24 protein-coding genes, 1 other RNA gene, 1 pseudogene and 1 riboswitch are annotated in these 24,158 nt (G+C 71.1%); of the genes and pseudogenes, 19 read left to right on the top strand and 7 right to left on the bottom strand.

All coding sequences use genetic code 11. From position 1 onward, the window contains the following. Positions 1–7 precede the first annotated feature (7 nt). Genes gspD through FZO89_RS17165 form a run of 3 tightly spaced genes read left to right on the top strand, consistent with a single transcriptional unit; the run spans position 8 to position 4,015 of the window. Positions 8–2,224, top strand: coding sequence for a type II secretion system secretin GspD (gspD, locus tag FZO89_RS17155; RefSeq protein WP_149104683.1), 2,217 nt, complete (start codon positions 8–10; stop codon positions 2,222–2,224). Between the two features lie 31 nt (positions 2,225–2,255). Next, on the top strand, positions 2,256–3,173 hold the full coding sequence (locus tag FZO89_RS17160) for a glycosyltransferase family 2 protein (protein ID WP_262378770.1): 918 nt from the start codon (positions 2,256–2,258) through the stop codon (positions 3,171–3,173). Continuing rightward, complete coding sequence (locus FZO89_RS17165; protein ID WP_149104685.1) at positions 3,173–4,015, top strand: glycosyltransferase family 2 protein; 843 nt, start codon at positions 3,173–3,175, stop codon at positions 4,013–4,015. The genes FZO89_RS17160 and FZO89_RS17165 overlap by 1 nt, the downstream gene beginning before the upstream one ends. A gap of 187 nt (positions 4,016–4,202) precedes the next feature. On the opposite strand, the gene pyrF is transcribed toward FZO89_RS17165, so the two are convergent. The 3 genes from pyrF to ettA all read right to left on the bottom strand — a co-directional run bounded on the left by pyrF (position 4,203) and on the right by ettA (position 7,657). Then, on the bottom strand, positions 4,203–5,033 hold the full coding sequence (gene pyrF, locus FZO89_RS17170) for an orotidine-5'-phosphate decarboxylase (protein ID WP_149104686.1): 831 nt from the start codon (positions 5,031–5,033) through the stop codon (positions 4,203–4,205). A 21-nt stretch (positions 5,034–5,054) separates the two neighbouring features. Further along, positions 5,055–5,792 carry a type I methionyl aminopeptidase gene (gene map, locus FZO89_RS17175; protein WP_149104688.1) on the bottom strand — a complete coding sequence of 246 codons (738 nt, stop codon included), beginning with the start codon at positions 5,790–5,792 and terminating at the stop codon, positions 5,055–5,057. A 200-nt stretch (positions 5,793–5,992) separates the two neighbouring features. Beyond that, positions 5,993–7,657, bottom strand: coding sequence for an energy-dependent translational throttle protein EttA (gene ettA, locus FZO89_RS17180; RefSeq protein ID WP_149104690.1), 1,665 nt, complete (start codon positions 7,655–7,657; stop codon positions 5,993–5,995). Between the two features lie 239 nt (positions 7,658–7,896). Here ettA and FZO89_RS17185 point away from each other — a divergent pair, with 239 nt between their 5' ends. From FZO89_RS17185 to thiL, 11 genes are all read left to right on the top strand, one after another. Next, a complete protein-coding gene (locus FZO89_RS17185) occupies positions 7,897–8,394 on the top strand; it encodes an RcnB family protein (RefSeq protein WP_149104691.1) in 498 nt (165 codons plus the stop codon). Between the two features lie 135 nt (positions 8,395–8,529). Then, positions 8,530–9,798, top strand: a complete 1,269-nt coding sequence (gene glyA, locus FZO89_RS17190; RefSeq protein ID WP_149104692.1) for a serine hydroxymethyltransferase — start codon at positions 8,530–8,532, stop codon at positions 9,796–9,798. A gap of 99 nt (positions 9,799–9,897) precedes the next feature. Beyond that, positions 9,898–10,431: a transcriptional regulator NrdR gene (nrdR, locus tag FZO89_RS17195; RefSeq protein ID WP_149104693.1), complete on the top strand. Its 534-nt coding sequence runs from the start codon at positions 9,898–9,900 to the stop codon at positions 10,429–10,431. Between the two features lie 40 nt (positions 10,432–10,471). After that, positions 10,472–11,533, top strand: a complete 1,062-nt coding sequence (gene ribD, locus FZO89_RS17200) for a bifunctional diaminohydroxyphosphoribosylaminopyrimidine deaminase/5-amino-6-(5-phosphoribosylamino)uracil reductase RibD (RefSeq protein WP_149104888.1) — start codon at positions 10,472–10,474, stop codon at positions 11,531–11,533. A 13-nt stretch (positions 11,534–11,546) separates the two neighbouring features. After that, positions 11,547–12,296 (top strand): class I SAM-dependent methyltransferase, encoded by a 750-nt coding sequence (locus FZO89_RS18925; RefSeq protein ID WP_149104695.1) that lies wholly within the window; start codon positions 11,547–11,549, stop codon positions 12,294–12,296. Further along, positions 12,293–13,312, top strand: coding sequence for a Gfo/Idh/MocA family protein (locus FZO89_RS17210; RefSeq protein ID WP_262378771.1), 1,020 nt, complete (start codon positions 12,293–12,295; stop codon positions 13,310–13,312). Before FZO89_RS18925 ends, FZO89_RS17210 begins: the two co-directional genes overlap by 4 nt. 36 nt (positions 13,313–13,348) lie before the next feature. After that, positions 13,349–13,517: riboswitch (FMN riboswitch) on the top strand. Positions 13,518–13,583: 66 nt separating this feature from the next. Continuing rightward, positions 13,584–14,192, top strand: a complete 609-nt coding sequence (locus tag FZO89_RS17215; protein WP_149104697.1) for a riboflavin synthase — start codon at positions 13,584–13,586, stop codon at positions 14,190–14,192. Next, the gene (ribB, locus tag FZO89_RS17220) at positions 14,189–15,292 is read left to right on the top strand and encodes a 3,4-dihydroxy-2-butanone-4-phosphate synthase (RefSeq protein WP_149104698.1); all 1,104 of its coding nucleotides are present in this window, start codon (positions 14,189–14,191) and stop codon (positions 15,290–15,292) included. The genes FZO89_RS17215 and ribB overlap by 4 nt, the downstream gene beginning before the upstream one ends. Before the next feature lie 156 nt (positions 15,293–15,448). Continuing rightward, positions 15,449–15,916, top strand: coding sequence for a 6,7-dimethyl-8-ribityllumazine synthase (gene ribH, locus FZO89_RS17225; protein WP_149104699.1), 468 nt, complete (start codon positions 15,449–15,451; stop codon positions 15,914–15,916). Then, positions 15,913–16,374 (top strand): transcription antitermination factor NusB, encoded by a 462-nt coding sequence (nusB, locus tag FZO89_RS17230; protein ID WP_149104700.1) that lies wholly within the window; start codon positions 15,913–15,915, stop codon positions 16,372–16,374. Before ribH ends, nusB begins: the two co-directional genes overlap by 4 nt. Before the next feature lie 83 nt (positions 16,375–16,457). Further along, positions 16,458–17,399: a thiamine-phosphate kinase gene (thiL, locus tag FZO89_RS17235; protein ID WP_149104701.1), complete on the top strand. Its 942-nt coding sequence runs from the start codon at positions 16,458–16,460 to the stop codon at positions 17,397–17,399. A gap of 97 nt (positions 17,400–17,496) precedes the next feature. Here the strand turns inward: thiL and FZO89_RS17240 are convergent, their stop codons facing one another. Genes FZO89_RS17240 through FZO89_RS17250 form a run of 3 tightly spaced genes read right to left on the bottom strand, consistent with a single transcriptional unit; the run spans position 17,497 to position 20,228 of the window. After that, positions 17,497–18,675, bottom strand: coding sequence for a MalY/PatB family protein (locus FZO89_RS17240; RefSeq protein WP_149104702.1), 1,179 nt, complete (start codon positions 18,673–18,675; stop codon positions 17,497–17,499). A gap of 21 nt (positions 18,676–18,696) precedes the next feature. Continuing rightward, a complete protein-coding gene (locus FZO89_RS17245) occupies positions 18,697–19,059 on the bottom strand; it encodes a YraN family protein (protein WP_149104703.1) in 363 nt (120 codons plus the stop codon). Positions 19,060–19,061: 2 nt separating this feature from the next. Further along, a complete protein-coding gene (locus tag FZO89_RS17250) occupies positions 19,062–20,228 on the bottom strand; it encodes a penicillin-binding protein activator (protein ID WP_262378772.1) in 1,167 nt (388 codons plus the stop codon). Positions 20,229–20,294: 66 nt separating this feature from the next. Between FZO89_RS17250 and rsmI the strand changes: the two genes are divergently transcribed. Both rsmI and rnpB read left to right on the top strand, forming a co-directional pair. After that, positions 20,295–21,137, top strand: a complete 843-nt coding sequence (gene rsmI / locus FZO89_RS17255) for a 16S rRNA (cytidine(1402)-2'-O)-methyltransferase (protein ID WP_149104705.1) — start codon at positions 20,295–20,297, stop codon at positions 21,135–21,137. Between the two features lie 105 nt (positions 21,138–21,242). Continuing rightward, positions 21,243–21,625, top strand: an RNA gene (gene rnpB, locus FZO89_RS17260) — RNase P RNA component class A. Between the two features lie 164 nt (positions 21,626–21,789). Here rnpB and FZO89_RS17265 read toward each other — a convergent pair. Further along, positions 21,790–22,020: pseudogene (locus tag FZO89_RS17265) on the bottom strand (ArsR/SmtB family transcription factor); the annotation flags it as partial. Between the two features lie 347 nt (positions 22,021–22,367). Here FZO89_RS17265 and mraZ point away from each other — a divergent pair. Genes mraZ through ftsL form a run of 3 tightly spaced genes read left to right on the top strand, consistent with a single transcriptional unit; the run spans position 22,368 to position 24,108 of the window. Continuing rightward, positions 22,368–22,814: a division/cell wall cluster transcriptional repressor MraZ gene (gene mraZ / locus FZO89_RS17270; protein ID WP_149104706.1), complete on the top strand. Its 447-nt coding sequence runs from the start codon at positions 22,368–22,370 to the stop codon at positions 22,812–22,814. Continuing rightward, a complete protein-coding gene (gene rsmH, locus FZO89_RS17275) occupies positions 22,811–23,845 on the top strand; it encodes a 16S rRNA (cytosine(1402)-N(4))-methyltransferase RsmH (protein WP_262378773.1) in 1,035 nt (344 codons plus the stop codon). The genes mraZ and rsmH overlap by 4 nt, the downstream gene beginning before the upstream one ends. Continuing rightward, positions 23,842–24,108, top strand: coding sequence for a cell division protein FtsL (ftsL, locus tag FZO89_RS17280; RefSeq protein WP_149104708.1), 267 nt, complete (start codon positions 23,842–23,844; stop codon positions 24,106–24,108). The genes rsmH and ftsL overlap by 4 nt, the downstream gene beginning before the upstream one ends. The last annotated feature ends 50 nt before the right edge of the window (positions 24,109–24,158 follow it).

Below are 24,158 nucleotides of genomic sequence, written 5' to 3' on the forward strand. Positions count from 1 at the left end.
TGTGCCGATGACTTCCCGAACCCGCTGCCGATCCGCCATCGCGGCCTGCCTGGCCATCCTGCTCGCGGCCTGCGCCTCGATGCCGCCGCCGACGATGTCCCGGGGCCAGCAACGTCCGCCGGTGCAGGCCGGCAACGCCGGACCTGACGGCGTCCAGACGGAAACCCTGGAGGACGAGGAGGGCCCGCGCGCGCAGATCCGACGCGGCACCGGCCAGGTGCTCAACCAGGGTGCCGCCGCGGCCGCGCCGCCCAACCTCGGCGGCAGCAGCGGCGAGGCCTCGTTCAACTTCGAGGGCGAGCCGCTGCACGCCGTGGTCAAGGCGATCCTCGGCGACATGCTCGGCCAGAACTACACCATCGCGCCCGGGGTGCAGGGCACGGTCACCCTGGCCACGCCGCGCACGGTGAGCCCGGCCCAGGCCTACGTGCTGCTCGAGCGTGCGCTGGCCGACAACAACGCGCGCATGGTCTACAGCGGCGGCATGTACCAGATCGTGCCGGCCGACGCGGCCCTGCCCTCGGGTACCGTCGCGCCGCGCACCGGCGGCGCGGCCGCCGCGCGCGGATTCGAGGTGCGGGTGGTGCCGCTGCGCTACATCTCCGCGACCGAGATGGAGAAGGTGCTCAAGCCCTACGCGCGGCCCAACGCCATCGTCGCGGTCGACAACGGCCGCAACACGATCACCGTCTCCGGCTCGCGGGTGGAGCTGGAGAACTACCTGCGCACCATCGAGATCTTCGACGTCGACTGGCTGTCGGGCATGTCGGTGGGCGTGTTCCCGCTGCAGACCGGCAAGGCCACGCGTGTGGTCGCGGACCTGGAGAAGGTGTTCGGCGAGCAGAGCAAGTCGCCGGTCGCCGGCATGTTCCGCTTCATGCCGCTGGAAGGCGCCAACGCGGTGCTGGTGATCACCTCGCAACCCGACTACCTCGACGACATCGGCGACTGGCTCGAGCGGATCGACAGCGCCGGCGCCGGCATGCGCCTGTATTCGTACGAACTCAAGTACATCAAGGCGCGCGACCTCGCCGAAAGACTGGCCGAGGTCTTCGGCGGCAGCAGCGGGCGCGGCGGCAACGACACCGGCGGCTCGCTGATGCCGGGCCTGACGCCGGCTTCGATCGGCAGCGGCGCAGGCGAGTTCGGCAGCGACGGCAAGGTCGACGGCGATACCATGGATTCGACGGGTTCGATGGGCGGTGGTTCCGGCAACAGCGACGGGTTCGGCGGCGGCTCGCTGTCGCTGAGCCAGGACCGTGGCGGCGCCAGAGGCGTCACCCTGGAGGTCGAGGGCGACCGGGTGGGCGTGTCCGCGCTCGACGAAACCAATGCGTTGCTGGTGCGCAGCACGCCCTCGGCCTGGAAATCGATCCGCGAAGTGGTCGAGCGGCTCGACGTGATGCCGCTGCAGGTGCACATCGAGGCGCAGATCGCGGAGGTGGTGCTGGAAGGGGACCTGCGCTACGGCGTGAACTGGTTCTTCGAGCGTGCCGTGACCGACGCCGGCCTGCCGTCCGCGGAAGGGCGCACGACCTGGAGTGCGATCGCGGGCAACGTGACGGGTTCGACCACCGGCGGCGTCGGGCCCGGCCTGTCGTGGACGTTCCTGGGGCGCAACGCGGCCGCGATCATCAGCGCGCTGGACGAGGTGACCGACCTGCGCGTGCTGCAGTCGCCTTCGATCATGACCCGCAACAACGCCGAGGCCACGTTGAACGTCGGCAGCCGGATTCCGATTTCGACCGTCAGCGTCAATCCGGTCCTGGGCAGCGACAACAGCTTCACCTCGGTGCAGTACCTCGAAACCGGCACCATCCTGAACGTGCGGCCCCGCGTCACCAGCGACGGCATGGTGTTCCTCGACATCGTCCAGGAAGTGAGTACACCGGGCGACCAGGCGACCGCGGACGAGAACGGCAACGTGCGCATCGACACCCGGAAGATGAAGACCGAGGCCGCCGTGCGCAGCGGCGACACGGTGATGCTGGCCGGGCTGATCCGGGACCAGGTGGGCCGCGGCTCCGCGGGGTTCCCGGGATTGAGCCGCATCCCCGTGCTGGGCGGGTTGTTCGGGCGGCAGACTTCGAGCACCGCCCGAACGGAAGTCATCATCCTGCTGACGCCGACCATCATCCGCAACGTCGAAGAGACGCGCACGCTGACCGACGAGTACAGCCGCCGCTTCCGCGCCATGGAGCCGCTGCACCGGGCGAGGGACTGAGGCCCGCCCATGGCTGCGCCCGGGGACCTGCGTGGCTGAGTTGCCGGTCGTGCTGCTGCCTGTCGGCGTCGACGACGACGCACTCGATGCCTGCCTCGCCGCGCTCGATGCGGGTACCCCCGCCGGCACGCGCGTCTGGCTGGCGGACGACGGCCAGGCCGGACCGCGCGGGCTGGCCGTGATCGAACGCTGGCTCGCCAGCACGCGGTTGCAGGCCGACTACACGCGCCGGCAGCGTCGCCTGGGCGAGGTCGAACACGTCGACCAGATGCTGGCCGCCTGCGGCGATGCCGACGTCATCGTGCTCGCGCCCGACGCGGTGCCCACCGCCGGCTGGGCGACGCAGCTCGCCGCCTGCTTCGCGCGGGATGCGGCCATCGCCAGCGCCACGCCCTGGTGCAACGCCGGCGAGGTCGCGGCCTGGCCGCGGATCGGCGAGATCGCGCCGATGCCGGACGACCCGGCGCGGCTCGCGCGCGCCTGCGCGGCAATGCCGCCGATCCATCCCGAACTGCCGGCCGCGGTCGCGCACGCGGTCATGCTGCGCGGCAGCGCCCGGCGCAAGGCGGGCGGGCTGGACGCGGCCAGCTATGGATCCTGGTATGCCGCGCTGATCGACCTCTCGCTGCGGCTGTCCGGCCTGGGCTGGCGCAATGCGCTGTGCGAGACCGCATTCGTGGCGCGCGGCGGCGAAGGCGGCGCGGCGGAAGGCGACATGGAGGCCCTGGCCGCGCGCTGGCCGACCTGGCACGCGCGGCTGGCGACGGTGCTGATGCACGATCCCCTGCGCGAAGCGCGCGAGCGGCTCGCGCGACTGTACGCGCAGGTCGACGGCCCCGAGCGCCAGCAGGACCTGTTCGCATCGCCGCGGCGTTCCGCAGGCACCGATGCCGAAGCCGGCATCGGCGATGGCGACGGCGACGCAGGCGCGCGCGGGGAGGACGCATGATGCCCGCGGCCTCCGGCATCGCAGCCATCGTCGTCAGCCACCAGAGCATCGAAACCATCGACGACTGTCTCGTACGCCTGCGCGCGGCGCAGGGCGTGACCCAGGTGCGGATCGTGGACAACGCTTCGCGCGACGGCACGCTCGAGGCGGTCCAGCGCCACGCATCGGCCGATCCGCGCCTGCACTTCATCGGCAATCCCGACAATCCCGGCTTCTCGTTCGCCTGCAACCAGGGGGCGCGAGACAGCGACGCGCGCTGGCTGGCCTTCGTCAATCCCGACTGCCTGCTCGAGGCCGACGCCCTGGCGCGGCTGCTGGCGCATGCCGAACGGATCGACGGCGACTGCCTGCTCGGCGCCGACCTGGTCGACGAACACGGTCGCCGCGATGCCGCCGCGCGCCGCCGCGCGCCGTCCTTCGTCGCGATGCTGCACGATCCGTCGGCGCGCGAGCTGGCGCAGGCGCCCGACGACCTGCGGCCGCTGCAGGCGGTGGACGCGGTGTCCGGCGCGTTGATGCTGATGCCGCGGCGGCTGTTCGAGCGCATCGGCGGCTTCGACGACGGTTATCGCCTGCACGCCGAGGACCTCGACCTGTGCCGCCGCGCACGCGAGGCGGGCGCGCTGGTCGCGGTCGCCAACGACGTGCGCGTGCTGCACCTGCGCGGGGTGTCGAGCCGCGCGCGACCGTTGTTCGTGGAATGGCACAAGCATCGCGGCCTGTGGCGCTACTTCCGCAAGTTCGAGGCGGACGCGGTGTCGTGGCAGATGCGCGCGGCGGTGTGGTGCGCGATCTGGCTGCGTTTTCCGCTCGTCGCGCTGCGGCAATGGACGCGCGCCTGAACCATGCGCTCCAGCGGTGATGGACGCCAGGACCGCGACGGATCGCGGGCCGGCATCCGCTTGCGTGGAAACGATGCGGCGCGCAGCGCCCCTCCCGGCTGGCCGACCCGGCGCAATGCCGCCTCCGCCGCTGCAGTTCGCGATGATGCGAACCGCCGCCCGGTGACGCCGGGCAGGGCGGCTTGTTTCAGCGGAACCGGTTGATCGCGTCGCGCAGCGATCTCGCCGCATCCGCGGCCGCCTCGGCGTAGCCGGCGCCGGGAGAGGCGTAGAGGATCCCGCGCGAGGAGTTGATCATCAGCCCGGCGCCGTCCGCGGCCGCGCCGTTGCGCACCACCGCTTCAACGTCGCCGCCCTGGGCGCCGACGCCCGGGATCAGCAGCGGCATGTCGCCGACGATGCCGCGGATCACCTTCAGCTCGCCGGGGTAGGTGGCGCCGACGACCAGCGCGCAGTTGCCATCGGTGTTCCAGTCGGCCGCGATGGTGCGCGCGATGCGCTGGTAGAGCGGCACGCCGTCGACCTGCAGCTCCTGGAAATCGCGTGCGCCCGGATTGGAGGTGTGGCACAGGAAGATGCAGCCGCGATCGTTGCGCTGCAGGAACGGCTCGGCCGAGTCCCGTCCCATGTAGGGATTGAGCGTGACCGCGTCGGCACCGTAGCGGTCGAAGGCCTCGATCGCGTACTGGCTCGCGGTGCTGCCGATGTCTCCGCGCTTCGCGTCGAGGATCACCGGCACGTCCGGATGCGCACCGTTGATGTGCGCGATCAGCCGCTGCAGCGCGGCCTCGCCGCCGTTGTGCGCGGAAAAATAGGCGATCTGCGGCTTGAAGGCGCAGGCGTAAGCGGCGGTCGCATCGACGATGTCGCGGCAAAAGGCGAACAGCGCGTCGGCGGTGTCGTCGGGCTCGCTGGCGGCGAAGGCTTCGGGGAATTTCGCCGGATCCGGGTCGAGTCCGACGCAGAGCAGGGTGTCGGCCTCGTCCCAGCGGGCACGGAGCTTGTCGGCGAAACGCATGGGCAGTTCTCCGCGTCGGATTCAGGTCACCACGATGGGCGTGCCGGACGTGACCACGACGGTGTGCTCGAACTGCGCGCCGAAACCGCGCCTGCAGTACAGCGACCAGCCATCGTCGGCCTCGTCGGCCCGGCTGCAGTGTGTTGCCAGGAAGGGCTCGACCGTGATCACCATGCCATCGTGCAGCCGGCGGGTGTCGCGTCCGTCGTAGTGCCCGGGGATGGAGCCGGGCGCCTCGTGCAGCGCGCGGCCGACGCCATGGCTCTGCAGGTTGCGGATGACCCGCAGGCCGCGCCGGGTGGCGATGGTTTCCACGGTGCGGCCGATGCCGTTGATCAGGTCGCCGGCGCGCAGCTGCGCGATCGCCGCATCGCGTGCCTCGCGCGTGGCGTCGAGCAGGCGTCGCTGTCGGGCGGAGGATTCGCCGACCACGAAGCTCGCGCCGGTGTCGGCGAAGTAGCCGTCGAGTTCGGCCGACACGTCGATGTTCACCAGGTCGCCGTCGCGCAGCGCCGTGTCGTCGGGGATTCCGTGGGCGACGATGGCGTTGACGCTGATGCAGGTCGCGCCGGGGAAGCCGTAGGTCAGTTGCGGTGCCGAGCGGGCGCCGGCCTCGCGCATCATCCCGGCACCGAGTACATCCAGGTCACGCGTGCGCACGCCGGGAACGGCCGCCGCACGCATCGCGGCCAGGGTCGATGCCACCAGCGCCCCTGCGCGCTGCAGGCCTTCGAGTTCGGATGCGTGTTCGATGGTCATCGTGCTGGCTCGGTGCGGGAGACGCGTAATCCGGGTCGCGGCGGCAGGTGTCGGGAACCGGCTGGACAGGACCTCTGGACAGTCAGTGGATGCCGCGCCGGGGCGTGGCGCGACCTGGTTGCGTGGGCTTGGCCGGCGTGCGATCCATCACGGGATCCCTCGCTGTGCTCGGGATGACCATCCGGCCCAAGCCCGGATGGTCACTTCAGCGCCTTGAAGCGCAGCCGCTTCGGGCCGGCGTCGTCGCCCATGCGCCGCTTCTTGTCCTCTTCGTACTCGCGGTAGTTGCCCTGGAAGAACTCCACGTGCGAGTCGCCCTCGAACGAGAGGATGTGGGTGGCGATGCGGTCCAGGAACCAGCGGTCGTGCGAGATCACGAAGGTGTTGCCCGGGAATTCGAGCAGCGCGTCTTCGAGCGCGCGCAGGGTTTCGATGTCGAGGTCGTTGGACGGTTCGTCGAGCAGCAGCACGTTGCCACCCTGCAGCAGGGTCTTGGCCATGTGCAGGCGCCCGCGCTCGCCGCCCGACAGCGCGCCCACGCGCTTCTGCTGGTCCTGGCCCTTGAAGTTGAAGCGGCCGATGTAGGCGCGCGACTGGATCTCGATGCCGTTGATGTTGAGGATGTCTAGGCCGCCGGAGACCTCCTCGAACACGGTCTTGTCGCCTTCCAGCGCCTCGCGGCTCTGGTCGACGTAGGCCAGCTTCACCGTCGGGCCCATCAGGATCTGGCCCGAGTCGGGCTTCTCCTGCCCGGTGATCATCTTGAACAGGGTCGACTTGCCGGCGCCGTTGGGGCCGATGATGCCGACGATCGCGCCGGGCGGCACGATCATCGACAGGTCGTCGATCAGCAGCCGGTCGCCGAAGCGCTTGCTGACGTTCCTGAACTCGATCACCGAATTGCCCAGGCGCTCGCCCGGCGGGATGAAGATCTCGTTGGTCTCGTTGCGCTTCTGGTAGTCGACCGACTGCAGCTCCTCCAGCCGCCCCAGTCGCGCCTTGCCCTTGGAGCGGCCGCCCTTGGCGTTCTGCCGCGACCATTCCAGTTCCTTCTGGATCGCCTTCTGGCGCGCCTTTTCCTGATTGTCTTCCTGCTTGAGGCGCTCGTCCTTCTGGGTCAGCCACTGGGTGTAGTTGCCCTTCCACGGGATGCCGCGGCCGCGGTCGAGCTCGAGGATCCACTCGGCGGCGTTGTCGAGGAAATAGCGGTCGTGGGTCACCGCGACCACGGTGCCGGTGTAGCGGGCGAGGAACTGCTCGAGCCATTCCACCGATTCGGCGTCGAGATGGTTGGTCGGCTCGTCGAGCAGCAGCATGTCCGGCTTCTGCAGGAGCAGGCGGCACAGGGCGACGCGGCGTTTCTCGCCGCCCGACAGCTTGCCGATCACCGCGTCCCACGGCGGCAGGCGCAGCGCATCGGCGGCGACTTCCAGCTGGTTCTCGAGCGTGTGCGCGTCGCCGGCGGCGAGGATCGCCTCGAGCCGCTCCTGCTCCTTGGCCAGGGCGTCGAAATCGGCGCCTTCCTCGGCATAGGCGGCGTAGACCCGGTCCAGTTCCGCCTGCGCGCGCAGCACCTCGCCCACGCCTTCCTCGACCGCCTCGCGGACGGTCATCGCGGGGTCGAGCTGCGGCTCCTGTTCCAGATAGCCGACCTTGGTGCCCGGCTGCGGCCGCGCTTCGCCCTCGAAGTCCTGGTCGACGCCGGCCATGATCCTGAGCACGGTGGACTTGCCGGCGCCGTTCAGGCCCAGCAGGCCGATCTTGGCGCCGGGGAAGAAGCTCAGCGAGATGTCCTTGATGATCTGCCGCTTGGGCGGCACGACCTTGGACACGCGGTTCATGGTGTAGATGTATTGCGACGACATGGGGAACTCCGGATTGCACGCGGCCATGACCCGCGCGAAGCGCGGACCGGCGGGGATGACGCGGGATCGGGGGATTATAGCCGTTCGCCCCCCGCCCCCCGGCGGCTGAGCGGGCGTTAAACATTCGTGGAAGGCATGCTTGTGCAAACGGTTGCAGGAAGCGGCGATTCAGGCTGGCCCGCCGATAGTCCTATCCACGCCACCGGGGTGCGGATGGCGCGGATGCCCGGAGAAACGACATGAACCAGAAACTCACGTGGGGTGCCGTCCTGATGCTGGCACTGGCGACGGCTGCCATGCCCGCGCTCGCCGACAATGATCGTCGCGGTTACGGCCATCGCGACCACGACCGGCGCGAGCACCGCCGCGACCACCGGGAGGCCCGCCGCGACTACCGTCACGATCGCCGCGACTACCGCCACGACCGGCGCGACGATCGTTACGACCGCCGCAATCACCGTCGCGATTACGCCTACCACCGGCCTCCGGTGCGGGTGATCCACCACCGTCCCGTGGTCCGCCACTACCACCCGCCGGTGCGTTACGTGGGGCCGCCGCGCTGGGCCCGGGGCGGCTACGTGCACCACTACCAGCGCCCGATCTACGTGGTCCACGACTACCGCGGCTACGGGCTGCGCCACCCGCCGCGCGGCTACCACTGGATGCGCGACGATTACGGCGATTACCTGCTGGTGGCCATCGCCACCGGCCTGATCGCCGATCTGATCCTGCGCTGAGTCCCCGGGGCCGCCGCGAGGCGGCGATCCCGGGACCCGAGAGGCGCGCCCCAGGCGCGCCTTTTCCATGTCCGCGGTCCCGCGGCGCCCGGGCAGGACGGTACAATCGTCCGGTCCCCGCACCCCGGAGCCCCGATGTTCGCGCGCGATGCCCGTATCGAAACCTACGATCCCGAACTGGCCTGGGCGATCGCCGACGAGGCGCGCCGCCAGGAGGATCACGTCGAGCTGATCGCGTCGGAGAACTACTGCAGCCCGCGGGTGATGGAGGCGCAGGGCAGCCAGCTCACCAACAAGTACGCCGAGGGTTACCCGGGCAAGCGCTACTACGGCGGCTGCGAGTACGTCGACGTGGCCGAACAGCTGGCCATCGACCGCCTCAAGCAGCTGTTCGGCGCCGACTACGCGAACGTGCAGCCGCATTCGGGCTCGCAGGCCAACCAGGCGGTCTACCTCGCGCTGCTGCAGCCGGGCGACACCATCCTCGGCATGTCGCTGGCGCATGGCGGCCACCTCACCCACGGCGCCAAGGTCAACGCCTCGGGCAAGCTGTTCAATGCCGTCCAGTACGGCGTCGACGACCAGGGCCTGATCGACTACGACGTGGTCGAGCAGCTGGCGCTCGAGCACAAGCCGAAGATGGTCGTCGCCGGCTTTTCCGCCTATTCGCGCCGGATCGACTGGGCGCGCTTCCGCGCGATCGCCGACAAGGTCGGCGCGTACCTGTTCGTGGACATGGCGCACGTCGCCGGCCTGGTCGCCGCGGATGCGTACCCGACGCCGCTGCCGCACGCGCACGTGGCCACCTCGACCACGCACAAGACCCTGCGCGGGCCGCGCGGCGGGATCATCGTCGCCAGCCGCGAGGGCGCGGGCGAGAAGTTCGACGAGATCGCCAAGAAGATGCAGAGCATCGTCTTCCCCGGCATCCAGGGCGGGCCGCTGATGCACGTGATCGCCGCCAAGGCGGTCGCGTTCAGGGAGGCGCTGGAGCCGGAGTTCAAGGGTTACCAGGAACAGGTGGTGCGCAACGCGCAGGCGATGGCGAAGACGATCGTCGAGCGCGGCTATCGCATCGTCTCCGGCGGCACCGACAACCACCTGATGCTGGTCGACATGATCGGCAAGCCGATCACCGGCAAGGCCGCCGAGGAGGCGCTGGGCAGGGCGCACATCACCGTCAACAAGAATGCGGTGCCCAATGATCCGCAGAAGCCCTTCGTCACCTCCGGCCTGCGCATCGGCACCCCCGCGGTGACCACGCGCGGCTACAAGGAAGACGATTGCGTGGCGCTGGCCGGCTGGATCTGCGACGTGCTCGACGCGCCCGAGGACGAGGCCGTGCTGTCGCGCGTGCGCGAGGCCGTGACGAAGCAGTGCCGGCAGTTCCCGGTGTATGGCTGAGAGGCCGGGATTCGGAATTGGGGATTCGGGATTCGCGAAAGCAGTCCTGGTTCCCGCTGTTCCGAATCCCGAATCCCGAATCCCGAATCCCCACGCCTGATGCACTGCCCCTTCTGCCAGCACCAGGACACCAAGGTGATCGACTCGCGGGCGTCGGAAGACGGCGCGACGATCCGGCGTCGGCGCGAGTGCGAGGCCTGCGGCGAGCGCTTCAGCACGCTCGAGACCATCGAGCTCAAGCTGCCGGTGATCATCAAGGGCGACGGCCGGCGCGAGCCGTTCGACGCCCGCAAGCTGCGCATCAGCATGGACCGCGCGCTGCACAAGCGCCCGGTGTCGGAGGAGCAGATCGAGACCGCGGTGCGCGCGGTGGTGCACCAGTTGCGCATGACCACCGAGCGCGAGGTTTCGTCGCGCCGCATCGGCGAGTTCGTGATCGCCGAGCTGCGCAAGCTCGACCACGTCGGCTTCGTCCGCTTCGCCTCGGTGTACCGCTCGTTCGAGGACATCACCGATTTCCGCGAGGAGCTCGACCGGCTCGAGCGCGACCTTCCGGGCGAAGGCCAGTTGCCGTTGCTCGGCGGCGAAGTGGTGCCGTTCGGCAAGCCGTCCGGGAAGGAAAAGAAGCGCTGATGGGTGGATCGTGAGCGGGTTTTCGGCGATCGACCACGTGATGATGGCCCGCGCGCTGCGCCTGGCCGGGCAGGCCGCGTACACCACCAGGCCCAACCCGATGGTGGGCTGCGTGATCGCGCATGGCGAGGAGATCGTCGGCGAGGGCTGGCACCAGCGCCAGGGCGAACCGCACGCGGAGGTCCTCGCGCTACAGGCCGCAGGATCGCGTGCGCGCGGCGCCACGGTCTACGCGACGCTCGAGCCCTGCGCGCATACCGGGCGTACCGGGCCGTGCGCGGAGGCGCTGGTCGCGTCCGGGGTCGCGCGCGTGGTCGCGGCGATGCGCGATCCGTTCCCGCAGGTCGACGGGGCCGGTTTCGAACGGCTGCGCGGCGCCGGCATCGCGGTCGAGTCCGGACTGATGGAAGCGCAGGCGCGCGCGCTCAACGTCGGCTTCCTGTCGCGGATCGAACGCGGGCGTCCGTGGGTGCGGGTGAAGCTGGCCTGCAGCCTCGACGGGCGCACCGCGATGGCCAACGGCGATTCGAAGTGGATCAGCGGCGAGGCCGCGCGTGCGGACGTGATGCACTGGCGCGCACGCGCCGGCGCGATCCTCACCGGCGCCGGCACGGTACTGGCCGACGACCCGTCGCTGACCGTGCGGTTCGACCAGCCGCGCGAATTCGTGCCGCCGCTGCGGGTGGTGCTGGATCCGGGCCTGGCCACGGTGGCGCGCGGCAAGGTCCGCGAAGGCGACGCACCGACCCTGTACCTGCACGCACCCGACGCCAAGCCGCCGCGCGATCTGGTGGCCGACCGCGCGGCCGTACCGGTGAAGGGCGGCATGTTCGACCTCGCGGCGGTGCTGGCCCTGCTCGCGCAACGCGAGATCAACGAGGTCCACGTCGAGACCGGTGCCACGCTGGCCGGGGCCCTGCTCAAGGCCGGGCTGGTCGACGAAGTGCTGCTCTATATCGCCCCGGTGCTGCTCGGCGACACGGCGCGCCCGCTGTTCGGCGGACTGGGCTTCACCGAGATGGCGCAGCGCCTGCGGATGACGATCGTCGAGACGCGCCACGTCGGCGACGACCTGCGGCTGTTGCTGCGCCCGCAGGCATAGCGGGGCTTGCGCCATGGCGGCGACGTTCAAGGATCACTTTTCCGCGGTCGCGGATGCGTACGCCGGCGCGCGGCCGGAGTACCCGGCCGCGCTGTTCGAGTGGATCGCCTCAGTCGCTCCTGCGCGCGGCCTGGCGTGGGAAGCCGGTTGCGGCAGCGGACAGGCCACGCGCGGGCTGGCACAGCGGTTCGCGGCCGTGCATGCCACCGACCCGAGCGCCGAACAGATCGGTCGCGCGCAGGGCCCGGTCAACGTCGCGTTCGCGGTCGAACCTGCCGAGCGTTGCAGCCTCGCCGATGCCAGCGCGGATGCGGCCTGCGTGGCGCAGGCGCTGCACTGGTTCGATCGCGATGCGTTCTTTGCCGAATGCGCGCGAGTGCTGCGCCCGGGCGGCGTGCTGGTCGCCTGGGGCTACCAGGACATCGTGGTGCCGGACACGCTGCGCGAGGCGGTGGACGCATTCTCGGCCAGGATCCGGCCGCACTGGCCGCCCGAGCGAGCGCAGGTCGACGCAGCGTACGCCGGATATGCATGGCCTTTCCCCGCGATCGACACGCCGTCCTGGACCCTGAGCGCGGAATGGTCGCTGTCTCGCCTGCTGGGGTACTTCTCCAGCTACTCGGCGAGCCGGCGCTACCGCGAGACGACCGGGGTCGACCCGGTCGCCACACACGCGGATGCGATCGCGCGGGCCTGGGGCGATCCCGACACCACCCGCACCGTGCAGTGGCCGATGTTCGTGCATGCGCGGAGGAAGCCGTGAGCCTGCGCTGGGGCATCGTCGGTTGCGGCGACGTGACCGAGGTCAAGAGCGGGCCGGCGCTGCAGCAGGCGACCGGCTCGGCGCTGGTGGCGGTGATGCGCCGCGATGCCGCGAAAGCGGAGGATTACGCGCGGCGCCACGGGGTGCCGCGCTGGTACGACGATGCGGATGCGCTGATCGCGGATCCGCAGGTCGACGCGGTGTATGTCGCGACGCCCCCATCGACCCACGCGCGCTACGCGATCCAGGCGATGCGCGCCGGCAAGCCGGCCTACGTCGAGAAACCGATGGCGCTCGATGCGACCGAGTGCGAGGCGATGCTCGAGGCCAGCCGCGCCACCGGCATGCCGCTGTTCGTCGCCTACTACAGGCGCGCCCTGCCGCGGTTCCTGAAGGTGCGCGAGCTGTTGCAGGCCGGCGCCATCGGCACGCCCCGGCATGTGCGCATTGCCCTTCACCGCACGCTCGACACCCGTTACGCCGATGGCGCGTCGCTGCCGTGGCGCGTGCGTCCGGAGATCGCCGGCGGCGGCCTGTTCGTCGACCTCGGCAGCCACACGCTCGACCTGCTCGACTTCCTGTTCGGCCCGATGGTCGAGGTGGGGGGACAGGCGCGCTCGGTCTCGGGTGCGTACCCGGCCGAGGACACGGTGGCGATGTCGTTCGAATTCGCCAACGGCGTGCGCGGCGAGGGCGACTGGTGCTTCTGCAGCGATGCGCGCCGCGACGTGGTGGAGATCACCGGCGAGCGCGGGCGGCTTGCGTTCGCCACCTTCGACGAGGTGCCGATCGTGCTCGAGGCCGACGGCCGCGAACAGCGCTTCGAGATCCCGAATCCACGCCACATCCAGTTGCCACTGGTCGAAACCCTGGTGGCACAGCTGCGCGGCGAGGGCAGGTGCCCGTCCACGGGCGAGTCGGCGGCGCGGACCACCCGGGTCATCGATGCGGTGCTGCGCGATTTCCGCAACGCAGCGTCCGCCGGCGCCCGCGGAGCCGGGGACGCGCTGCGCTAGAATGGCGCACCGGCCGCCAGCGGCCACCACCACCAGAAACGTCTTCGGGGCGGGGTGCGATTCCCCACCGGCGGTAGGCGGATACGGTCCTCCGGGACCTGCCCGCGAGCCCGCGAGCGCCTGCACGGCACACCGCCGCGCAGGGTCAGCAGATCCGGTCGAATGCCGGAGCCGACGGTCACAGTCCGGATGAAAGAAGACGCGTCGCACGGCCTGCGCCGTGCGTTCGCTCGCGCCCTGCGGGCGTTTCCCGCCATGGGAAGCGCAAGCCATGTTCACCGGATTGATCGAAGGCCTGGGCCAGCTCGCTACGCGAGAGACGCGCGGTGGGGACGCGCGGCTGCGGATCGCGGTCGGCTCGCTGCCATTCGAGGGGGCGGCGGTGGGCGAGAGCATCGCGGTCAATGGCGTTTGTCTGACCGTGGTGAGCTTCGACACGACGCATTTCGCGGTGGACGCCTCGAACGAAACGCTGGCGCTGACCACCCTGGGTCGGCTCGCGCAGGGTCAGGTCGTGAACCTCGAACGCGCGATGCGTCCCGACGGCCGGCTCGGCGGGCATCTGGTCAGCGGACACGTCGACGGGGTCGGCGCGGTCGCGGCGATCGAGGACGACGCGCGCGCGCAGCGCTGGCGCTTCGAAGCCCCGCCCGCGCTGATGAAATACGTCGCGCAGAAGGGATCGATCTGCGTCGACGGCGTCAGCCTCACGGTCAACGCGGTGGACGCGGACGGGTTCGAGGTGGCGCTGATTCCGCACACGCTGGCGCATACCGCGTTCGGCCGAACCGGTGTCGGCGATCCGGTGAACCTGGAGGTCGACCTGGTGGCGCGCTACGTCGAACGCCTGCTCGACGCCCGTGCGGGAGACGCGGCATGAACTTCGCGCCGGTCGCCGAACTGCTGCAGGAGATCCGCGACGGCCGCATGGTGGTGATCGTCGACGACGAGGACCGCGAGAACGAGGGCGACCTGATCATGGCCGCGGAGTGCGTGCGCCCGTCCGACATCAATTTCATGGTCACCCACGCGCGCGGCCTGGTGTGCCTGTCGCTGACCCGCGAACGCTGCGCGCAGCTCGGCCTGCCGCCGATGGTGCAGTCGAACACCTCGCGCCACCGTACCAACTTCACCGTCAGCATCGAGGCCGCCGAGGGCGTGACCACCGGCATCTCCGCGCACGATCGCGCCCACACCATCCGCACCGCCGTGCGCGCGGACGCGGTACCGACCGACCTGTCGCAGCCAGGGCACATCTTCCCGCTGATGGTGGAGCCCGGCGGCGTGCTCGCGCGCAGCGGCCACACCGAGGCCGCGGCCGACCTGGCGCGGCTCGCGGGCTTCGAAGCCGCCGGCGTGCTGGTGGAAATCCTGAATCCCGACGGCAGCATGGCGCGCCGCCCGCATCTGGAGGTGTTCGCGCGCGAGCATGGCCTGAAGATCGGCTCGATCGAGGACCTGATCCGGCACCGGCTGGAAACCGAGCACACGGTCGAGCGCCTCGACGAGCGCGAGATCGACACGCCCCACGGCGCGTTCCGGCTCGTGACCTACCGCGACCGGCTGGGCGACGCGCTGCATTTCGCGCTGGTACGGGGTACGCCCGACGCCGGGAGCGCCGCCCTGGTCCGGGTGCAGCCGATGAATCCGCTGGCCGACGCGCTGCACTGGCGGCGCGCGGACTTCGGCCCCGCCACCGGCGACGTGCTTGCGATGCTGGCCACGGAGGAGGCCGGCGCGCTGGTGCTGCTCGACGAACCGCACGATCCCGCGGCACTGCTGGCGCGTATCCGCGAGCCGCAGGCCGCCCCGCCGAAGGCCTCGAAAAGCGGCGCGGCCGGCGAGTGGCGCCGCAACGGCGCCGGCGCCCAGATCCTGCACGACCTGGGCTTCGGCCGGCTGCGGGTTCTGGGCACGCCGCGACGGCAGGTGGGCCTGGCGGGGTTCGGCCTGGAAATCGTGGAGTACGTGGCGCCGTAGGTGGCGTCGCCTCCCTGGCCTGCCGGATCCGCACTGCGTGCAGACGGACACCGCGTCACGCTCCGGTCCGTGTTCCGCCCTCGCGCGGCGCCCGCCGACCCTGGCGCATGCGCGCGGCGCGGTAGAATCCACAGCCCCCTTTCCCGCCGACTGCCCATGAGCCACTACGAAGGCGACCTGCGTGCCCCCGAGGGCGCGCGCTTCGCGATCATCGCCAGCCGCTGGAACCCGCGCATCACCGATTCGCTGGTGGCCGGCGCGCGCAAGGCCTTCGCCGACCATGGCGTGGCCGAGGCCGCGGTCGACGTGGTGCGGGTACCGGGTGCCTGGGAAATCCCGCTGGCCGCCGCGCGCATCGCACGCGGTGGCGCGCACGCCGCGATCGTCGCGCTGGGCTGCGTGGTGCGCGGCGACACCCGCCACTTCGAGCAGGTGGCGGACGGCTGCAGCGAGGGCCTGATGCGCGTCTCGCTCGAGCACGGCGTGCCCGTGGCCAACGGCGTGCTCGCGGTCGACGTGCACGAGGACGCCGAGCGCCGCGCCGGCGGCAGCCACGGCAACAAGGGCGAGGAATGCGCGCTGGTGGCGATCGAGATGGCGCACCTGCTGGAGACGCTGCGATGAGCCGCGGCCCGCGCCGCGACGGGATCGACCCGGTGGCGCGCACCCGTTCGCGCCGGCGTGCGCTGCAGGCGGTGTACGCGATGCAGCTCTCGGGCGTGGACGCGAAGAACGCGATCGCCCAGTTCGCGCACGAGCAGGCGAACGAAGTCGCCGACCTCGAGTACTTCGAGGACCTGGTGCGTGGCGTCGGCAGCCACGCCAAGGCGCTGGACGCGGCGTTGCAGCCGTTCCTCGACCGCACGGTGGAGGAGGTCGACCCGATCGAGCGCGCGATGCTGCGCATCGCCGCCTACGAGCTGCAGCACCGCCCGGACGTTCCGTACCGCGTGGTCATCGACGAGGCGCTCAAGGCGGTCAAGCGCTTCGGCTCCGAACACGGGCATACCTATGTCAACGGCGTGCTCGACCAGGCCGCGGCGCAGTGGCGCGCCGCGGAAGTCCAGGCCTCGCGTCCGTAGCAAGACGTCCGGGCGATGCCGTCCGCCCGCCCGCCGGGTTCGATGCAGGGCATTTCTCCCGGAGCCCGCATGGAGGTCGCGCCATGGAATTCGACCTGATCGCCCGCATCCGCGACCGCGCGCCCGGCCGCGCCGACGTGGTGCTGGGCATCGGCGACGATGCGGCGCTGCTGCAGGTGCCGCCCGGCATGCAGCTCGTGGTCGCGATGGACACCCTCAACGCGGGCGTGCATTTCCCGGTCGCTACCGCGCCGGCCGACATCGGCTGGAAGGCGCTGGCGGTGAACCTGTCCGATCTCGCGGCGATGGGCGCGCAGCCCGCGTGGTGCACGTTGTCGCTGTCCCTGCCCGAGGCGGGCGCCGCCTTCGTCGACGGCTTCCTCGACGGTTTCCTGGAGCTGGCGGCACGCCACGACGTTTCGCTGGTGGGCGGCGACACCACGCGCGGACCGCTGTCGGTCTGCGTGACCATGCACGGCCTGGTCGAGCCGGGCCGCGCGCTGCGTCGCGCCGGCGCCGGCGTGGGCGACGACGTCTGGGTCACCGGCACGCCCGGCGATGCGGCCGCCGCGCTCGCGGCGTTGCAGGCCGGCGCCGCCGTCGATCGGTCGCTGCGCGCGCGCCTCGACCGGCCGACGCCCCGCGTCGCGGCCGGACGCGCGCTGGCCGGCGTCGCCAGCGCCTGCATCGACGTGTCCGACGGCCTGCTGGCCGACCTCGGCCACATCTGCGCCGCCAGCGGCGTCGGCGCGTGCATCGAGCTGGATCGCTTGCCTGCCTCGCCCGCGCTGTCGCGGTTCAAGCCCGACCTGCGCTGGCCCTGGCAGGCGACGGGCGGCGACGATTACGAGTTGTGCTTCACCGCGCCAGCCGCGCAGCGCGAGACCGTGGTGGACGCGCTTGCCGCGACGGGAGAGATCGCGGCCACCCGCATCGGCCGGATCGACGCCTCGACCGGCGTGCGCGCCCAATGCCCCGACGGCACCGCCTGGACACCCGCGATGCCGGGCTACCGCCACTTCTGAACTTCGAACGTAGCCCGGATAAGCGCAGCGCATCCGGGTAGAAGGTCCGCTCCCACGCGCCCCGGATGCGCTGCGCCTATCCGGGCTACGCATGCGGCTACGGGTTCGGCAGTCGTCCGATCGCGTCGGCCATGCGCGACAGTGCCTCGCGCAGCAGGGGACGCGGCATCGCGAAGTTCAGCCGCACGAAGCCCTGGCCAGCGGCACCGCATTCGGCGCCGTCGGTCAGCGCGACGTGCGCATGCCGGCGGAAGAACGCGCCGGGCGTCGTGTCGGGCTGCAGCGCCAGGTCGCGGCAGTCGATCCACGCCAGGTAGGTGCCCTGCGGCGGAGCGAAGCGGGTGCCCGGCAGATGGGTCGACATCCATTCGGCGACCAGCGCGCGGTTGCCCCGCAGGTAATCGAGCACATGCGCGAGCCACGGCCCGCCGTCGCGCCAGGCGGCGACCGAAGCGATCATGCCCAGGCCCGCCACGCCATGGCCCGCGACCAGGGCCATGCGCCGCCAGCGGGCGAGGTCCTCGTCGTTGCCGAACACGAGCTGCGCGCACTTGAGCCCGGCCAGGTTCCAGCCCTTCGATGCGGAGACGGCGACCACGCCGTGCCGCGCCGCGGCTTCGGACACCGTGGCATAGGGGACGTGGTGTTCGCCGGCATACACCAGCGGCGCGTGGATCTCGTCGGAGAACACGCGCGCGCCGCGGCGTTCGACCACCTCGGACAGGGCGAGCAGCTCGTCCTGCCCGAACACGCGCCCGAGCGGATTCTGCGGATTGCACAGCAGCACCAGCCCGGCGCCGCCGCGCAGGGCGGCCTCGATCGCCTCCAGGTCCATGCGCCATGCGCCGTCGTGCAGGCGGTGCGGCACCTCGATCACGCGATGCCCGTGCAGTTCGAGCAGCGGCCGGAACGGCATGTAGGCCGGCGTCGGCAGCACCACCGGGGTCTTCGGCGGCGCGAAGTGCTGGAGCACGATCTCCAGCCCGCCGAGCACGTCGCCGACCGCGTGCACGCGCGCCGGATCCACCTGCCAGCCATGGCGCCGGGCCTGCCACTGCGCGCAGGCCAGTGCGAGTTCGCGCGACAGGGCAGGGGTCGGATAGCCGCAGCGACCCTTGGCGATCGCAGCGCGCAGCGCGTCGGCGATCGGATCGGCGATGCCGAAATCCATCTCCGCGACGAAGGCACCGATGCTGTCGGGGAACGCAGCCCATTTCAGCCCGCCGGCGGTGCGCAGCGAGGCTTCGTCGATCAGGTCGTAGTCGGGCAGGGTCATGCGCCGATTGTAGGCGCGGCATCAGCCGTCGTCGGCGCGGAAGGCATCGCGCAGCCAGTCGAACGAGGGCGCATCGGGATCGCCGCTGGCATCGACCACATCGAACCGGCACGGCGCGTCGCGATGTTCGCGGTGCGCCGCCAGGAACTGCCGTGCCGCCAGCACCAGTTTGCGGCGCTTGCGGGCGTCCACCGATCCGGCGCCGCCGCCGAAGCGCGTACTGCGGCGGTAGCGCACCTCCACGAACACCAGGGTGTCGCCGTCGCGCATCACCAGGTCGAGTTCGCCGAAGCGCGCGGTAGCGTTGGCGGCCACCGGGCGCAGGCCGGCGCCGACCAGGTACGCGCACGCCGCCGCTTCCACGCCGGCGCCGCGCGCGCGCATGCTCAGCCTCCGGCGCCCGCCAACGGCACGACCACGCCGTTGCTGAAGGTGGCCCAGGCCGGCGCCCGTACGACCCTGCCCTCAGCATCGAGCGACAGTCGGCCGGTGGCGCCATCGAGTCCGGCGTCGGGCTGTTCCGCCAGGTGCTGCAGGTAGGCGCTGAGCAGCCAGGCGTCGTGGCCGAAGGCGAACAACCGCGCCGCCGGGCCGCGCGCGGTCGGCAGGTCCGCGGCCAATGTCGCCGGCGATGGCAGGCCCGCCAGGCCGGCGTTGGTCCAGGTCTCGCTGGCGAAGGCGATTCCGTCCAGCGCCCGGTCCTCGTCGGCCTTGCCGGTACCGGAAGTGAGCTGCGAGGTGGCGATACGCAGCCTGTCGCCGAGCCCCGCCGCGAACAGTTGCGGCACCACCAGGCGCGCCTCGCTGCCGCGCAGGGCGATCAGGATGGCGTCGACCCCGCCTTCGCGCGTCGCCGCCGAGCGCAGCCCGACCGACTGGTCGCCGGGGGTTTCGCCGACGATCGCAAGCGTGCCGACGATGGCGCCGCCTTCGGCCTCCAGCTGCGTGCGGAACGCATCGACGCTGCGAAGGGCATGGTCGTCGCCGTTGCTGAGCACCAGCACCCGGCGGGCGTTGCGCGCGAGCGCGTAGGCCGCGGCGGCGCGTCCCTCGTCCTCGGGTGCGAGCGAGAAATCGGCGGCGTTGTCGGGCGCCGCCGCGTTGCCGCGATTGAGCGCGAGCAGCGGCACCGGCTGCGGCGCATTGAACAGCGCGGACACTTCGTCGCGGCCCAGCGGACCGAGGATCTGGTCGGCGCCTTCGGCGATCGCGCGGTCGCGCGCGGCGACCGCGCCCGAGGCCGTGCCGGCGGTGTCGTAGAAGGCCAGTTCCGGCTTTTCCCGGCGTTCGGCGTAGTAGCCGGCGAGCAGGCCGTCGCGCACCGGCCCGGCCGCGGTGGCGAGCTGCCCGGTCATCGGCAGCAGCACCGCCAGCTTGCGCGGCGGGCGGTAGCCGTCGCGCGCGGCCGGGGCGCGGGCGGGATCGAAGCGCCAGTGCGGGTTCAGCGTCGGCGGCGCGACGGCATCCGGGCCGGGCGTCGGCCTCTCGACCTGCACCGAAGCGCAGCCCGCCAGCGTGGCCAGCATGGCCGCACACACCATCCATTTCGACATTTGCCGCATCCGGGCGCCCCACGGTGGAGAATGGAACGATTCTACCGTCCCACCCGTGGAGAGACGATGCCAGCCGCTGAACCCGGAGCCCCTGCCGCGGGCGTGCTGCACGTGGTCGCGACCCCGATCGGCAACCTCGGCGACCTGTCGCCGCGCGCGCAGCAGGTGCTGCGCACGGTGGCGGCGATCTGCGCGGAGGACACGCGCCACACCCGGCAACTGCTCTCGCAGTTCGGCATCGCCACGCCGCTGCTGGCCCTGCACGAGCACAACGAGGAGGCGATCGCGCAGCGGCTGGTCGCGCGGCTGCAGGCGGGCGAATCGCTGGCCCTGGTCAGCGACGCCGGCACGCCGCTGGTCAGCGACCCGGGCTTCCGGCTTGTGCGCGCCGCGCGCGAGGCCGGGATCCGGGTGAGCCCGGTGCCCGGGCCGAGCGCGCTGGTAGCGGCCCTGAGCGTCGCCGGCCTGCCGAGCGACCGCTTCGCCTTCGAGGGCTTCCTGCCGGCGAAGGCGGCGGCGCGGCGCGAGCGGCTGGCGGCGCTCGCGGCCGAACCGCGCACGCTGATCTTCTACGAGTCCGCGCATCGCATCGACGGGATGCTCGCCGACGCAGCGGCGGCCTTCGGTGGGGAGCGTCGCGCGGTGCTGTCGCGCGAACTGACCAAGCTCTTCGAAACCGTGCTCGACGGCCCGCTGTCCGCGCTGCACGCGCGCGTGCTCGCCGATGCCGACCAGCGTCGCGGCGAATTCGTGGTGATCGTCGAAGGCGCGGGCGAGGAGGGCGATGCGCGCCTGGTGGAGGGCCGGCGCGTCTACGGCCTGCTCGTCGCCCACCTGCCGCCGTCCGCGGCGGCGAAACTGGCCGCGGAGATCACCGGCGCGCCGCGCAAGCTGCTGTACGGGAGTTGAGGCGCACGCGCTTCGCTGCGCACGTCGCCATCGCCATCGTCTCCAGCCCAGGGTGCGGCCCGGCATTCATCCGTGCCGTGTCGCGCATGCCACAATGGCGTCGGCGGAGTCGGCCGGACAGTCGCGTCATCGGCCCATTTCGGTGGGTGCGGATGCCGAGGAAAGTCCGGGCTCCACAGGGCACGGTGCCAGGTAACCCCTGGGCGGCGCGAGCCGACGGAAAGTGCAACAGAAAGATACCGCCGAACGCTCAGGCAGTTCCGCAAGGAGCGGCAGGAGGCGTGGCAAGGGTGAAATGGTGCGGTAAGAGCGCACCGCGAGCCTGGCAACAGGCCGGTACGGCAAACCCCACCGGGAGCAAGACCAAATAGGGAGACGATGCCGTGGCCCGCGGTGTCTCCGGGTAGGTTGCTCGAGCGTCGCGGTGACGCGGCGCCTAGAGGAATGACTGTCCACGACAGAACCCGGCTTACAGGCCGGCTCCGCCACCTTCTTCCTGTCCAGCCTGCGCGATGCCCGCGTCCGGTTCCTCCCCGGAGTGCGCCTTCGACGGGGGAACTCCGTCGTCCTTCGACAACGCGTCGAGCGCATCGGGCTGCGGGTTCCGCAGCTCCTCATAGCGCCGCAGCCAGGCCCCGGCCTGCGCCAGCGGCGCGGCCTGCAGCGAGCAGCGGTGCGTGCGTCCGCGCACGGTACGCCTGAGCAGGCCGGCCCGCTCCAGGGTGCGGATGTGCTTGGAGGCAGCCGCGAGGGAGATCTCGAAGGGCGCTGCCAGCGCGCCGACGCTGCGATCGCCTTCCGCCAGCGCCGCCAGCATGGCCCGGCGGGTGGGGTCGGCGAGGGCGTGGAACACCCCGTCCAGCGAGGAAGGAAATTCATCCATGCGGTTGAATATGGGTCAGGCGGCGCACATCTGTCAACCGAGTGGTTGAATATCGCCCGGCGTGCAGCGCATCATGCCGGTGGTGTGGCGGCGTCAGCCGCGCCCGGAACCAGGCCTCCGAGTGCGCAATCTCAAAATTTGAGACTAATCAGCAGCTTGTGGATAAGGCTTGAACAAGTCTGTGAACTATCACGCAAGTCATTGAGTCGATTAATGAAATTTGCACGCGAAAGCTGTTGACATCATTCTGGACGGGTCATAAGGTGGCGCTTCGTGGGGAAACCGGGTTTTTCGTGGTTTCCGCATACTGAAGCCCGCCGAAGACGGGCACCTCCGGGCAGGCTGTGGTGTTCCAGGGCGAGACCGCCATCACGATCGACGACAAGGGCCGGCTGGCGATTCCGACCAGCTACCGGGATCTGGTCGCGGGCGCGGGCGGCAACCGGCTGGTGGTCACCTACAACCCGTTCGAGTCGGGAAGCCTGTACCTCTATCCCCAGGCGGTCTGGGAGCGCGTGCGCGACCAGGTCAACGCGCTGCCGCGCACGCGTTCGGTCAACCGCCAGTTGCAGCTGAAGCTGGTCGGCGCGGCCACCTTCGTCGAGCCCGACGCGAACGGGCGCATCGGCATCCCCGCCAGCCACCGCAATGCGGTTGGCATCGAGAAGAAGGCCGTGCTGGTGGGCATGGGCGAGAAATTCGAACTCTGGAGCGAACAGGCGCATCTCGCGCAGATCAGGCAGACGCTGGGCGATGCCGATCTGGGCGACGACCTGGTCGACCTGCAGCTGTGACGGAGGGTGGCGCGGAAGTCCGGTCCGCGCACCTTCCGGTGATGTTCGAGCAGGTCATGGAAGGGCTGCGCGTGGTCGAGGACGGGACGTATCTGGATGGCACGTTCGGCCGCGGCGGTCATGCGCGCGGCGTGCTGCAACGGTTGGGCGCAGGAGGTCGGCTGCTGCTGATGGACAAGGATCCCGAAGCGATCGCGGTGGCGGAACGCGAGTTCCGTGGCGACGCGCGCGTCGCGATCCGGCGCGGCAGCTTCGCCGACATGGGCGGCTGGGACGCGGTGGCGAAGGGCCTCGACGGCGTGCTGCTCGACCTCGGCGTGTCGTCGCCGCAACTCGACGTCGCCGCGCGCGGCTTCAGCTTCGGCAAGGACGGCCCGCTCGACATGCGCATGGATCCCGACGGTGGCGAGAGCGCCGCGCAGTGGCTGGCCGGCGCCGACGAGCGCGAGATCGCAGACGTGCTGTGGACCTTCGGCGACGAACGCATGAGCCGCCGCATCGCCCGTGCGATCGTCGCCCGCCGCGCCACGGCACCGTTGACCCGCACCGGCGAGCTGGCCGAGCTGATCGCCTCGGTGGTGCCTCGAGGCCGCCACGACATCCATCCCGCCACGCGTTCGTTCCAGGCGATCCGGATCCACGTCAACCGCGAGCTGGCCGACCTGGAGCAGGGCCTGGCCGCCGCGCACGATGCGCTGCGTCCGGGCGGGCGGCTGGCGGTGATCAGCTTCCATTCGCTCGAGGACCGCATCGTCAAGCGCTTCATCACCGCGCACGCCAAGGCGCCACCGGGCAACCGCCGCCTGCCCGAAGCCACCGGCTTCGAGCCCACGCTGCGCGCGGTCGGCGACGCCGGCAAGGCCCGCGCCGACGAACTGGCCGCAAACCCGCGCGCCCGCAGCGCGGTGCTGCGGGTGGCTGAGAAGCGGGGATTCGGAATTGGGGATTCGGGATTCGGAAAGGCGGAAAAATCGCCCCAAATCCCGAATCCCCAATTCCCAATCCCGGGCGTGGCGGAGCCACGCCCATGACCCTGCGCCTGATCGTCGCCGTGCTGGTCGTCGCCAACGTCATCTCCGCGATCGGCGTCGTCCATGCGCGCCACCAGCACCGCGAGCTGTACGTGCAGCTGACCCGGCTCGAACGCGCGCGCGACGAACTCAACATCGAGTTCGGCCGGCTGCAGCTCGAGCAGGCGACCTGGGCCGAGAGCAACCGCATCGACCAGGTCGCGCGCAACCGCCTGGGCATGAAATTCCCCGCCGCCGGCGAGATCGTGGTGGTGCGGCCGTGAGGTTCGTCAAGACCGCAGGCGGTTCGGCCAAGAAGCCGCGTCCGCGCGCG

Source organism: Luteimonas viscosa, assembly GCF_008244685.1.
GTDB classification, from domain to species: domain Bacteria; phylum Pseudomonadota; class Gammaproteobacteria; order Xanthomonadales; family Xanthomonadaceae; genus Luteimonas; species Luteimonas viscosa.

What these genes read in the sequence shown, in the direction of transcription:
- gspD (WP_149104683.1), top strand. Translation starts at nt 8, where the DNA reads ATGACTTCCCGAACCCGCTGCCGATCCGCCATCGCGGCCTGCCTGGCC.
- FZO89_RS17165 (WP_149104685.1), top strand. Translation starts at nt 3,173, where the DNA reads ATGCCCGCGGCCTCCGGCATCGCAGCCATCGTCGTCAGCCACCAGAGC.
- pyrF (WP_149104686.1), bottom strand. Translation starts at nt 5,033, where the DNA reads ATGCGTTTCGCCGACAAGCTCCGTGCCCGCTGGGACGAGGCCGACACC.
- map (WP_149104688.1), bottom strand. Translation starts at nt 5,792, where the DNA reads ATGACCATCGAACACGCATCCGAACTCGAAGGCCTGCAGCGCGCAGGG.
- ettA (WP_149104690.1), bottom strand. Translation starts at nt 7,657, where the DNA reads ATGTCGTCGCAATACATCTACACCATGAACCGCGTGTCCAAGGTCGTG.
- FZO89_RS17185 (WP_149104691.1), top strand. Translation starts at nt 7,897, where the DNA reads ATGAACCAGAAACTCACGTGGGGTGCCGTCCTGATGCTGGCACTGGCG.
- glyA (WP_149104692.1), top strand. Translation starts at nt 8,530, where the DNA reads ATGTTCGCGCGCGATGCCCGTATCGAAACCTACGATCCCGAACTGGCC.
- nrdR (WP_149104693.1), top strand. Translation starts at nt 9,898, where the DNA reads ATGCACTGCCCCTTCTGCCAGCACCAGGACACCAAGGTGATCGACTCG.
- ribD (WP_149104888.1), top strand. Translation starts at nt 10,472, where the DNA reads ATGATGGCCCGCGCGCTGCGCCTGGCCGGGCAGGCCGCGTACACCACC.
- FZO89_RS18925 (WP_149104695.1), top strand. Translation starts at nt 11,547, where the DNA reads ATGGCGGCGACGTTCAAGGATCACTTTTCCGCGGTCGCGGATGCGTAC.
- FZO89_RS17215 (WP_149104697.1), top strand. Translation starts at nt 13,584, where the DNA reads ATGTTCACCGGATTGATCGAAGGCCTGGGCCAGCTCGCTACGCGAGAG.
- ribB (WP_149104698.1), top strand. Translation starts at nt 14,189, where the DNA reads ATGAACTTCGCGCCGGTCGCCGAACTGCTGCAGGAGATCCGCGACGGC.
- ribH (WP_149104699.1), top strand. Translation starts at nt 15,449, where the DNA reads ATGAGCCACTACGAAGGCGACCTGCGTGCCCCCGAGGGCGCGCGCTTC.
- nusB (WP_149104700.1), top strand. Translation starts at nt 15,913, where the DNA reads ATGAGCCGCGGCCCGCGCCGCGACGGGATCGACCCGGTGGCGCGCACC.
- thiL (WP_149104701.1), top strand. Translation starts at nt 16,458, where the DNA reads ATGGAATTCGACCTGATCGCCCGCATCCGCGACCGCGCGCCCGGCCGC.
- FZO89_RS17240 (WP_149104702.1), bottom strand. Translation starts at nt 18,675, where the DNA reads ATGACCCTGCCCGACTACGACCTGATCGACGAAGCCTCGCTGCGCACC.
- FZO89_RS17245 (WP_149104703.1), bottom strand. Translation starts at nt 19,059, where the DNA reads ATGCGCGCGCGCGGCGCCGGCGTGGAAGCGGCGGCGTGCGCGTACCTG.
- FZO89_RS17250 (WP_262378772.1), bottom strand. Translation starts at nt 20,228, where the DNA reads ATGTCGAAATGGATGGTGTGTGCGGCCATGCTGGCCACGCTGGCGGGC.
- rsmI (WP_149104705.1), top strand. Translation starts at nt 20,295, where the DNA reads ATGCCAGCCGCTGAACCCGGAGCCCCTGCCGCGGGCGTGCTGCACGTG.
- ftsL (WP_149104708.1), top strand. Translation starts at nt 23,842, where the DNA reads ATGACCCTGCGCCTGATCGTCGCCGTGCTGGTCGTCGCCAACGTCATC.